Here is an 11130-nt window from a genome sequence, read left to right on the forward strand (position 1 = left end):
CCATGTCCGACAAGAACCCCGACAAGGCCGGCCTCACCCGCCGCAGCTTCCTCGGAACCGCAGCCATCACGGGCGCCGCAGGCCTGGTGGCGGGCGCGCAGATCTCCACTGCCCACGGCAAGGACGCCAAGGGCGGCGCCAATGGCGTGCTGGGCCATGTCGCCCCGGGCGAGCTGGACGAATACTACGCTTTCAATTCCAGCGGCCAATCGGGCGAGGTCCGCGTGCTGGGCCTGCCGTCCATGCGCGAACTGGTCCGCATACCGGTCTTCAACCATTGCAGCGCCACCGGCTGGGGCCGCACCAACGAAAGCCGCAAGATCCTGACCGAAGGACTCACCCCCGAGACGCGCGAGTACCTGAAGGACAAGGGCGGCGTGTTCATCAACGGCGACGCCCACCACCCGCATCTCTCGTTCACCGACCGCACCTACGACGGCCGCTATCTGTACATCAACGACAAGGCCAACAACCGCGTCGCCCGCATCCGCCTGGATGTGATGAAGACGGACAAGATCACCGAACTGCCCAACGTGTCCGGCGTGCACGGCCTGCGGCCGCAGCGCTACCCGCGCACGGGCTATGTGTTCGCCAACGGCGAGCACATCATCCCCCTGCCCAACGACGGCAAGGTGACGGACGATCCCAAGAAGAACTTCTTCGCCATCTACACCGCGCTGGACGGCGACACCATGAAGGTCGCCTGGCAGGTGCTGGTCGACGGCAACCTGGACAACGGCGACGCCGACTACCAGGGCAAGTACTCGTTCTCCACCTGCTACAACTCGGAGAAAGGCGTCACGGTGGAAGAAGCCTCGGCCAACGAGCAGGATTGGGTCGTGGTTTTCAATATCAAGCGCATCGAAGAAGCCGTCAAGAACGGCGACTTCAAGACCATGGGCGGCGTGCCGGTGATCGATGGGCGCCACGGTTCCAAGTACACCCGCTACATTCCGGTGCCGAACTCGCCGCACGGCTGCAACGCCGCGCCCGACGGCATCCACCTGGTGCTGAACGGCAAGCTCTCGCCCACCGTCACGGTGCTGGACGTGCGCACGCTGGACGACCTGTTCGACGACAAGATCAAGCCGCGCGATTGCGTGGTGGCCGAACCCCAGCTGGGCCTGGGCCCGCTGCACACGGCATTCGACGGCCGCGGCAACGCCTACACCACGCTGTTCATCGACAGCCAGATGGTCAAGTGGAACATTGACAAGGCCAAGCGCGCCTACAAGGGCGAGAAGGTCGACCCGATCATCCAGAAGCTGGACGTGCACTACCAGCCCGGCCATAACCATTCGACCATGGGCGAAACCCGCGAGGCCGACGGCAAGTGGCTGGTGTCGCTGAACAAGTTCTCCAAGGACCGCTTCCTGAACGTCGGCCCGCTCAAGCCCGAGAACGACCAGCTCATCGACATTTCGGGCGACGAAATGAAGCTGGTGCATGACGGCCCCAGCTTCGCCGAGCCGCATGACATGTGCCTGGTGCACCGCTCCAAGGTCCATCCCATCAGCGTCTGGAAGCGCGACGACCCCATGTGGGAAGACGCCCGCCAGATGGCCAAGAAGGACGGCGTGTCGCTGGACGATGCGGCCAAGGTGGTGCGCGACGGCAACAAGGTGCGCGTGTACATGATGGCGGTCGCGCCCATGTTCAGCATCAAGAAGTTCGAGGTCAACCAGGGCGACGAGGTCACCGTGGTGGTCACGAACATGGAGGTGATCGAGGACCTGACGCACGGTTTCACGCTGGAAGGCCACGGCATCGCCATGGAAATCGGACCGCAGGCTACCGCCTCGGTCACCTTCACGGCGGACCGTCTGGGCGTGTACTGGTACTACTGCCAGTGGTTCTGCCACGCGCTGCACATGGAGATGTCCGGCCAGATGGTCGTGCATCCCAAGAAGGCCGTGTAGCGCTTATGCAGCTCGCCGCAACCTTGACGATGCGCGCAGGCCAGGCCGCCCGCGCCGTGCTGCTGGCGGCCGCCGGGCTGGCGCTGCCGGGCGCGGCGGCTGCGGCGACGCTCGAGATCGCCGCCGGCGCGGACCTGGCGGCGGCCGTCGCCGCCGCCCAGGCCGGCGACGTGCTGAAACTGGCGCCGGGCTCCTATGCCGGCGCCCTCGTCATCGACAAGCCGCTGACGCTGGAAGGCCCGGCGGACCGCTCGGCCATCATCGCCGGCACGCGCCAGGGGCGCACTGTCTGGGTCCAGGCGGCGGACGTGTCCCTGCGCAACCTGACCGTCACGCGTTCCGGCCTGAGCCTGTCCGACATGGACGCGGGCATCTTCCTGGACCGCGAAGCGCACCGCGCGCTGGTGGAGCGCAACGACATCCTGGACAACCTCGTGGGCGTGCACGTCTGGGGCCCCGCGGACGCGACCGTCCGCGGCAACCGCATCGTGGGCAACAAGGAGCTGCGCGTAGCTGAAAGAGGCAACGGCGTGACGCTCTGGAACACGCCCGGCACGCGCGTGCTGGACAACGACATCTCGGCTGGGCGCGACGGCATCTTCGTCAATACCAGCAAGCTCAACACCTTCAGCGGCAACCGCTTCCACGATCTGCGCTACGCGGTGCACTACATGTACACCAACGATAGCGAGATCAGCGGCAACGTCTCGACCGGCACCGACATCGCCTACGCCATCATGTATTCGCACCGGCTGGTGGTGCGCGACAACGTCGCGCTCGACAGCCATGAGCAAGGCCTGATGCTGAACTACGCCAACCATTCCACCATCGCCAACAACACGGTGGACCGCGCCGGCAAATGCGTGTTCATCTACAACGCCAACCGCAACACCTTTCTGGACAACCATTTTTCCAACTGCGACATCGGCGTGCATTTCACCGCCGGATCGGAAGGCAACCGGATCTCCGGCAACGCCTTCATCAACAACCGCAACCAGGTGAAGTACGTCGGCACCCGGACGCTGGACTGGTCGGTCGACGGCCGCGGCAACTACTGGAGCGACAACACCGCCTTCGACCTGGACGGCGACGGCATCGCCGACACCGCTTACCGGCCGAACGATGTGGTCGACCAGCTGCTGTGGCGCGCGCCGGCGGCCCGCATCCTGTTGAACAGTCCCTCGATTTCCATCGTGCGCTGGGCGCAGTCGCAGTTTCCCGCCATCCTGCCCGGCGGCGTGATCGACAGCGCCCCGCTGATGCAGCCCCCGCCCACCGCAAGCTCCAAGGAATCACCATGAGCACCGACCTTGTGGCGCTTACCGGCGTCAGCAAGCACTATGGCGCGCACCAGGCCATCGACGGCCTGGATCTGCAACTGCGCGAAGGCGAATGCGTCGCGCTCGCCGGACACAACGGCGCCGGCAAGAGCACGATGATCAAACTCATCCTGGGGCTGATACGCCCCACCCGCGGCCGCGTCGCAATCTTCGGCCAGGACGCCCACAGCCCGGCCGCCGCGCGCCTGCGCGGCAGGATCGGCTACCTGCCCGAAACCGTGGCGCTGCATCCCTCCATGACCGGCGAGGAAACCCTGGCGTTCTACGCCAGGCTCAAGCGCCAGCCCCTGTCCGGCAATGCCGCGCTGCTGGAGAAGGTCGGCATCTCGGGCGCTGCGCGCCGCCGCGTCGGCGGCTACTCCAAGGGCATGCGGCAGCGGCTGGCGCTGGCCCAGGCGCTGCTGGGCCAGCCCCGGGTGCTGCTGTTCGACGAGCCCACGACGGGCCTGGACCCGGCCTCGCGCCTGATGTTCTACGACATCGTCCATGAGCTGCGCGCCGCTGGCGCCACGATATTGCTGAGCACCCATGCTCTGTCCGAACTGGCAGGCCATGCGGACCGCATCGTCGTGATGAAGGCGGGCAGGAAGATCGCCGACGGCGCGATGTCGGCGCTGCGGCGTTCCACCGGGCTGCCCATCCGCATCCGCCTGACATTCGCCGACGCCGACGCGCCGCCGCCCGGCGGCGATTGGCGCCGCATCGAGGCCGGACGCTTCGAGCTGGCCTGCCAGGAAAACGGGAAGGTCGACGCGATCCGCGGCATAGGCGCGCTGTCGTCCACCATTGCCGACCTCGACATCCAGGTCCCGGGCCTGGACGACATCTATGCACATCTGCTTGAACGGGAAGACGTATGAATGCGGTATGCACCATCATCGGCAAGGAAATCCGCGACGGCCTGCGCAACCGCTGGGTACTGGCGACCGCCCTGCTGCTGGCCGCGCTGGCGTTGGCGCTGGGGCTGCTGGGCAGCTCGCCCACCGGCACGGTCAAGGCCGAACCGCTGACCGTCACCGTGGTCAGCCTGTCCAGCCTGTCGATCTTCCTGGTGCCGCTCATCGCCATGCTGCTGGCCTATGACGCCGTGGTCGGCGAAGTCGACCGGGGCACGATGGCGCTGCTGCTCAGCTATCCGGTGTCGCGCTGGCAGGTGCTGATCGGCAAGTTCATCGGCCACCTGGCCATCCTGGCGCTGGCCACGGGCGCGGGCTACGGCTCGGCCGGCCTGGCGCTGCAATGGGCCTATGGCGGCCTGGACGCCAGCGCCTGGCAGCCTTTCGCGCTGCTGATCGGAGCCAGCGTGCTGCTGGGCGCCAGCTTCCTGGCCATGGGCTATCTGATCAGTTCGCTGGTGCGCGAGCGAGCTACCGCGGCCGGCATCGCGGTCGGCGTCTGGCTGTTCTTCGTGGTGATCTACGACATGGCGCTGCTGGGCGTGCTGGCGGCCGACCAGGGCCGCCACGTCAGCCCCGGCCTGCTCAACGTGCTGCTGCTGCTCAATCCCTCGGACGTATATCGCCTGCTGAACCTGACAGGCTTCGAGAACATTTCGCTGTACGCCGGCATGGCGGGCGTCAGCGACCAGGCCAGCCTGCCCATTGCCGCGCTGATCGCGGCACTGCTGCTGTGGATCGCCGTGCCGTTCCTGCTGGCGACGGCGGCCTTCAGGAACAAGCCGCTATGAAACGCTTGCAACTCGCCCTGGCCATTTCCATCCTGCTGCTCGCCGCGGGCTGCGGCAGCGGCGCCGCTCCCGAAACCGCGCCCCCGCCCCAAGCCGTGAGCACGGAGTCCGTCGGCCACTACTGCGGCATGGCGCTCAACGAACACAACGGCCCCAAGGGGCAGATTTTCATCAAGGGGCAGGCGGCGCCGGTATGGTTCTCCTCGATCAAGCAGGTGTTCGCCTACACCCTGCTGCCTGAAGAACCCAAAGGCATCAGCGCCATCTACGTCAACGACATGTCCACCGCGGGCGCAGGCGGCGCGCCGGACCCGGCCGCCTGGATCGACGCGCGCCAGGCGTACTACGTCATCGAAGGCCGCTACATCGGCGGCATGGGCGCTGAAGACGCCATCCCGTTCTCGCAGCGCGACCGCGCCCAGGCTTTCGCCGACGCCCACGGCGGCCGCGTCGTCACCTTTGCCGACGTGCCGGAAAGCTATGTCTTCGCCCAATAGTCCGCGCCCCCACAGGCCTATCGCCATGAACCACACCCGCCGCCGTTTCATCGGCATCGCCGCCGCAGCCAGCGCGCTGGCGCTCGCCCCCGTCGCCGCGCGCCGCGCCGCCGCCTCGGTCGCCCCCGTCACCTGGCAAGGCACGGCGCTGGGCGCCGATGCCGAACTGCGCCTCTACCATCCCGACACAGCGGTTGCCCAGCGCCTGATCGCGCAGTCCCTGCAGGAACTGCGGCGGCTCGAGGCGATCTTCAGCCTGTATCGCGACGACAGCGCGCTCTCGATCCTGAACCGCCAGGGCTTCCTGGAAAATCCACCGGCCGATCTGCTGCGGCTCTTGAGCGAAAGCCGGCGCTACAGCGAGCTGACCGCAGGCATGTTCGACCCCACCGTGCAGCCGCTATGGCAGCTGTATGCCGACCACTTCTCGCAGCCTGGCGCCTCTCCGGACGGCCCGCCGCCCGAGGCCGTGGCGCAGGCGCTGTCGCGCGTGTCCCATGCCGACGTGATGCTGGACAGCAACCGCATCGAAATGCTGCGGCCCGGCATGGGCATCACGCTCAACGGCATCGCCCAGGGCTACATCACCGACCGCGTCACCGACCTGCTCAAACGCGGCGGGCTGGAACGGGCGCTGGTGGACATGGGCGAAATACAGGGGCTGGACAGCCGCGCCGCGCCGCAGCCGTGGAAGGTCGGCATTGCCGACCCGCGCGACCCGGCGCGCCTGCTCGCCAGCGCCAGCATGGGGAACCAGGCCCTGGCGACTTCCGGCGGCTATGGCACCGCCATCGATGCCGCGGGCCAGTACACCCATCTGCTCGATCCGCGCACGGGCCACGCGCGGCCGCGGTATCTGAGCGTCTCCGTCATGGCGCCGTGCGCAACCATGGCGGACGCGCTGTCGACGGCTTTCTCGCACATGCCGCTGGAGGCGACGCAGGAGGTGGTGCGGGAGCTGGGATTGCGCGCTTGGTTCGTGCTGCTGGATGGGAGAGTGATGCCGCAAGGCCAGATAAGCTGAACTTCCAGCGCGCATGAAAAACCGGCCATCGGGCCGGTTTTTTTCTTTCAGGCGGAGCCGCCCGGCCTCAAGCCGCCGAAGGCGGATTCAGCGAGGACAGCATCTGCGTGAAGATCTTGGGGCTGGCGGCCAGCACGTTGCCGGTGTCCATCCAGCCTTGCTCGCCGTCGAAGTCGGCGACCAGGCCGCCGGCTTCCAGCACCATCAGGCTGCCCGCGGCCAGGTCCCAGGCCTTCAGGCCCACGCCGCAGAAGCCGTCCAGGCGGCCGCAGGCCACGTAGGCCAGGTCCAGCACGGTGGAGCCCAGGCGGCGCACGCCGGTGCTGCCTTCGGCCATCTGGCGGAAGCGCGCCGAGCCTTGTTCCGGATCACCGGAGTTGGGCCAGTGCGCGCCCAGCAGGGCCTCGTGGTAGCGGGTGCGGCCCGAGACGCGCACGCGGCGGTCGTTCAGGAAGGTGCCGCTGCCACGGCTGGCCGTGAACAGTTCGTTGCGGGTCGGGTCATAGATGACCGCCTGCGTGACCTGGCCGCGGTGCGTCAGCGCGATGGACACGGCGTAGTTGGGCAGGCCGTGGATGAAGTTCGTGGTGCCGTCCAGGGGATCGATGATCCACTGGAACTCGGCCTGATCGGGGCCTTGCAGGCCGAATTCCTCGCCCAGGACGGCGTGGTCCGGGTAAGCCGCGCGCAGCGTCTCGACGATCGACTCCTCGGCGGCGCGATCGACTTCCGTGACATAATCCCGCGGCCCCTTGCGAGCCACGCTGAGTCGTTCCAAATCCATGCTGGCACGGTTGATAATGGTGCCGGCACGCCGGGCCGCCTTGATGGCGATGTTGAGCATCGGGTGCATAAAATTCCGTACGAATGCGATGAGTTGGCTTGATGGTAGGCCGCTTGCCGCCCCCCGGTCCGCCGCAGTCCCCCATAGGGGAAATCGACCCAAAAAACCAGGAAGGCACTAAGCCAAACGTGCCATTTTAAATGACTCAAGCATTTTCACGCGTTCGCTTCATTATGGTGAACCCCAGCCACCCCGGAAACGTGGGTTCGGCGGCCCGCGCCATCAAGACGATGGGCTTCTCCGAACTGGTGCTGGTCGAGCCTAAATTTCCAGATGTAACAAGCCAACCGGAGGCCGTGGCGCTCGCCAGCGGCGCCCTGGACGTGCTGGAAAACGCCCGGATCCACGACTCGCTGGAAGAAGCGCTGGCACCGGTCACCATGGCTTTCGCGCTGACCGCCCGGGTGCGCGACCTGGGGCCGCCGCCTTGCGACATCCGCCAGGCGGCCGAGCTGGCCCGCGCCCATCTGGGCGAGACGGCGGAGGGCGTCGCCGCCGTGGTGCTGGGCACCGAACGCGCCGGCCTCACCAATGCCCAGATCGCGCTGTGCCAGCGCATCTGCCACATTCCGGCCAATCCCGAGTACAGCTCGCTGAACGTGGCCCAGGCCCTGCAGCTGGCCGCCTGGGAGCTGCGCTACGCGCTGCTGGTGGATCAGGGCGCGGCGCTGCTGCCCGCCTCCACCGCGCAAGAAGCGCCGCGTGGCGCGGCCCCTGCCTCCAGCGAAGCCGTACAGGCGTTCCTGGCGCACTGGGAAGAGGCGCTGATCGGCGTGCAGTTCCTGGATCCCGCCCACCCCAAGAAGCTGATGCCGCGCATGCGGCACTTGTTCTCGCGCCACGCGCTGAGCCGCGACGAAGTGGACATGATGCGCGGGGTCTGCACCGCCATGCTGGCCACGGCGCGCCGCAACGGCGGGGCAAAAAAATAGGGGCAGGCTCACGCCTGTCCCCTAGCAAGGTTTACCGGGCGGCGCGCCGCCCGGAAATCGAAAATCAGTCCACCTTGGCGCCCGAGGCCTTGACCACCGGGGCCCAGCCTTCCACTTCCGACTTGATGAACTGGCCGAATTCGGCCGGCGTGGTCTTCACGCCCACGGCGCCCAGCTTCTCGAAGCTGAGCTGCACTTCGGGCTTGTCCAGCGCCTTGACCATGGCCGCGTTGAGCTTGTTCACGACTTCCGGCGGGGTGCCGGCAGGCGCGATCAGGCCGAACCACGAGGACACGTCGAAGTTGGCGAAACCGGATTCCTTCATCGTCGGCACGTCAGGAGCGCTCTTGGAGCGTTCCGTGGTGGTCACGGCGAGGGCGCGCAGCTTGCCCGACTGCACGTGGGGCCAGGCCGACGGCATGTTGTCGAACATGAACTGCACCTGGCCGCCGATCAGGTCGGTCACGGCCGGCGCGCTGCCCTTGTAGGGCACGTGCAGCACGTCGATGCCGGTTTGCATCTTGAAGAGTTCGCCCGCCATGTGGATGGAGGTGCCGCTGCCGGACGAGGCGAATGCCAGCTTACCGGGATTCTTCTTGGCGTAGTCCACCAGTTCCTGCACCGACTTCACGGGCACTTGCGGGTTCACCACCAGAATGTTCGGCACCTTGGCGCCCAGCGCCACCGGCGTGAAATCCTTGGTCAGGTCGAAATTGACGTTCTTGTACAGCGTCTGGTTGATGGCGCTGGTCACGGCCACGAACAGCAGCGTGTAGCCGTCGGGTTCCGCGCGCTTCACCTGGTCGGTGGCGATGTTGCTGCCGGCGCCCGGCTTGTTCTCGACCACGAAGGACTGGCCGAGGCTTTCGGTCAGTTCCTTGGCCATGATGCGGGCGATTACGTCAGTGGTGCCACCAGCGGAAAAACCGACCACGATGCGGACGGGCTTGTCGGGATAGGCGGCATGGGCGGAACCCATCGCGAATGCGCTTGCGGCGGTAGCCAGAAGGGTGGCGGCGATACGCCGCAGTCCAGGCTTTTGACCTGTAGTCATAGAGTCTCCGTGCAGGTACTGTCCACTGAGTGGACGATTTGAATTGTTCGATGCTGCATTCTGAGCTATACACATGCACTGCATCAAGGTAGAGTCCACGGCACGGACAGTGGTTTTCCCTTGAACATTCCGTAATAACCCGAGTTTTCAGAGATTTTCATGCAAGATAGCGACGCTGGGGCCGCAGGTCCACGCACATTGCGGCGCGGATTGGCCGTCCTGGCCGCCCTGCGGGACCAGGGCCCCGATGGCCTGAGCGTGACCGATATCGCCCGTCTCACGGGCATACAGCGTCCCACCATCTACCGCCTGCTGGCCGCCCTGCTCGACGCCGGGCTGGTGCTGGCCGTGACTGGCACCAAGAAGTACCGCGCCCAACTGGCGGTGGACCCGGACACGCGCTCGCGCGATCCGCGCGTGCGCCAGTTGCTGCCCGTGCTGCGCCGTCTGGCTGACCGCACCGGCGACGCGGTATTCCTGGTCGTGCGCGAAGAGGACGACTCCATCAGCCTGCATCGCGAGATCGGCAGCTATCCGGTGCAGATCCTGGCCACCTATGCCGGCAAGCGCCAGCCGCTGGGCGTGGGCTCGGGCGGCATGGCCTTGCTGGCCGCCCTGCCCGACGACATCGCGCGCGGCATCGTCGAGCGCAACTCCGGCCGGCTGGATGAATATGGCGGCATGACGCCGCAGGAAATGTTCCGCCTGATCGAAAACACCCGCGCCCGCGGCTATTCCGTGGTGGGCAACCACGCGGTGCGCGGCGCGCTGGGCGTGGGCTGCGCGCTGCTGGACGCGCAGGGCGCGCCGATCCTGGCGGTCAGCGTCACGGCCATCATCGACCGCATGCCGGCCCAGCGCCAGCGCGAAATCGCCGGCTGGATCAAGACCGAGCTGGCTCGCCTGTCGATGCAGGCTTGAAGCCTGCTGCAGCCAGCAAAAAAAACGGGCGCCCAGAAGGCGCCCGTTGTCATTCCAGCAGAGATCGGCCCGCTTCAGGCCGCCGCTCCGGGCTTGGCGTTCTGGATCTCGCGCATGGGAATCGGCGGCTGGAAGCCCGCGTCTTCCAACGACTTGCGGATGTCCTGGTACAGGCCCCAGCGCAGGTCCCAATACTTGGCTGATTCGGTCCAGACGCGCACGTTCACGACCACGCCGTTTTCCTTGTAGTCGACCACCTTCACCAGCGGTTCAGGATCCTTCAGCGTTTCCGGGCGGGCATCCACGATGGCGCGCAGCTTGGCCACCACGACTTCCAGATTGTCGCCATAGCGCACCGGCACCGGGATATCCAGGCGGCGCGTCTTGTTGCGGCTGTAGTTGGTGATGGTGGCGTTCCACACCGTGCTGTTGGGCAAGGTCAGATGGATGCCGTCGACCTGGACCAGGCGCGTCAGGAACAGGCCGACCTCTTCCACCGTGCCGTCCACGCCCGTGCTTAGCGCCACGTATTCGCCGGCGCGTATCGGGCGCAGGATCAGCAGCATGATGCCGGCGGCGATGTTCTGCAGCGTGCCTTGCAAGGCCAGGCCCACGGCCAGGCCGGCGGCGCCCAGCACGGCGATCAGGCTGGCCGTCTGCACACCGAAGCGCGCCAGCACCGCGATGACAGTGAAGATGCGCACCGTCCAGACCACCGTGCTGTAGAACATGGGCACGATGGTGGGATCGATCTTCCTGGAGCGCGTCGCGGCGCGGCGTACCCAGCTGCCCAGCAGGGACGACACCCACCAGCCGATGATGAGGATCAGCAGCGCAACCGCCAGATTGAGGCCCAGGTCCACCAGCTTGGGAGCCCAGGCGTTAAATTCTTTCAAGGCTTCTTCCATGGAT

General features: G+C 66.6%; 11 protein-coding genes. 8 read left to right on the forward strand and 3 right to left on the reverse strand.

Annotation, left to right across the window (positions count from 1 at the left end):
- Nucleotides 1-2: 2 nt before the first annotated feature.
- The 6 genes from nosZ to IPU70_RS14995 are packed head-to-tail and all read left to right on the forward strand — an operon-like array spanning nucleotide 3 to nucleotide 6467.
- Nucleotides 3-1919 (forward strand): TAT-dependent nitrous-oxide reductase, encoded by a 1917-nt coding sequence (gene nosZ, locus IPU70_RS14970; RefSeq protein ID WP_207468325.1) that lies wholly within the window; start codon nucleotides 3-5, stop codon nucleotides 1917-1919.
- Between the two features lie 5 nt (nucleotides 1920-1924).
- The gene (locus IPU70_RS14975; protein ID WP_207468326.1) at nucleotides 1925-3220 is read left to right on the forward strand and encodes a nitrous oxide reductase family maturation protein NosD; all 1296 of its coding nucleotides are present in this window, start codon (nucleotides 1925-1927) and stop codon (nucleotides 3218-3220) included.
- Nucleotides 3217-4119 (forward strand): ABC transporter ATP-binding protein, encoded by a 903-nt coding sequence (locus IPU70_RS14980; RefSeq protein WP_207468327.1) that lies wholly within the window; start codon nucleotides 3217-3219, stop codon nucleotides 4117-4119. Before IPU70_RS14975 ends, IPU70_RS14980 begins: the two co-directional genes overlap by 4 nt.
- Entirely contained in the window at nucleotides 4116-4946 is an 831-nt protein-coding gene (locus tag IPU70_RS14985; RefSeq protein WP_207468328.1) for an ABC transporter permease, read from the forward strand. Before IPU70_RS14980 ends, IPU70_RS14985 begins: the two co-directional genes overlap by 4 nt.
- Entirely contained in the window at nucleotides 4943-5443 is a 501-nt protein-coding gene (locus tag IPU70_RS14990) for a nitrous oxide reductase accessory protein NosL (protein ID WP_207468330.1), read from the forward strand. Before IPU70_RS14985 ends, IPU70_RS14990 begins: the two co-directional genes overlap by 4 nt.
- Before the next feature lie 25 nt (nucleotides 5444-5468).
- The gene (locus IPU70_RS14995) at nucleotides 5469-6467 is read left to right on the forward strand and encodes an FAD:protein FMN transferase (protein WP_207468332.1); all 999 of its coding nucleotides are present in this window, start codon (nucleotides 5469-5471) and stop codon (nucleotides 6465-6467) included.
- Between the two features lie 67 nt (nucleotides 6468-6534).
- On the opposite strand, the gene IPU70_RS15000 is transcribed toward IPU70_RS14995, so the two are convergent.
- Entirely contained in the window at nucleotides 6535-7320 is a 786-nt protein-coding gene (locus IPU70_RS15000; protein WP_013395177.1) for an inositol monophosphatase family protein, read from the reverse strand.
- A 131-nt stretch (nucleotides 7321-7451) separates the two neighbouring features.
- On the opposite strand from IPU70_RS15000, the gene IPU70_RS15005 reads away from it, so the two are divergent.
- The gene (locus IPU70_RS15005; RefSeq protein WP_207468334.1) at nucleotides 7452-8243 is read left to right on the forward strand and encodes an RNA methyltransferase; all 792 of its coding nucleotides are present in this window, start codon (nucleotides 7452-7454) and stop codon (nucleotides 8241-8243) included.
- A 64-nt stretch (nucleotides 8244-8307) separates the two neighbouring features.
- On the opposite strand, the gene IPU70_RS15010 is transcribed toward IPU70_RS15005, so the two are convergent.
- Nucleotides 8308-9297 (reverse strand): tripartite tricarboxylate transporter substrate binding protein, encoded by a 990-nt coding sequence (locus IPU70_RS15010; protein ID WP_207468336.1) that lies wholly within the window; start codon nucleotides 9295-9297, stop codon nucleotides 8308-8310.
- Between the two features lie 159 nt (nucleotides 9298-9456).
- On the opposite strand from IPU70_RS15010, the gene IPU70_RS15015 reads away from it, so the two are divergent.
- A complete protein-coding gene (locus IPU70_RS15015; protein ID WP_013395180.1) occupies nucleotides 9457-10218 on the forward strand; it encodes an IclR family transcriptional regulator in 762 nt (253 codons plus the stop codon).
- 74 nt (nucleotides 10219-10292) lie between these two features.
- Here the strand turns inward: IPU70_RS15015 and IPU70_RS15020 are convergent, their stop codons facing one another.
- Entirely contained in the window at nucleotides 10293-11126 is an 834-nt protein-coding gene (locus IPU70_RS15020) for a mechanosensitive ion channel family protein (RefSeq protein WP_207468337.1), read from the reverse strand.
- Between the last annotated feature and the right edge of the window lie 4 nt (nucleotides 11127-11130).

The sequence above is a fragment of the Achromobacter sp. SD115 genome, from assembly GCF_017355315.1.
Classification (GTDB): Bacteria; Pseudomonadota; Gammaproteobacteria; order Burkholderiales; family Burkholderiaceae_B; genus Achromobacter; species Achromobacter xylosoxidans_B.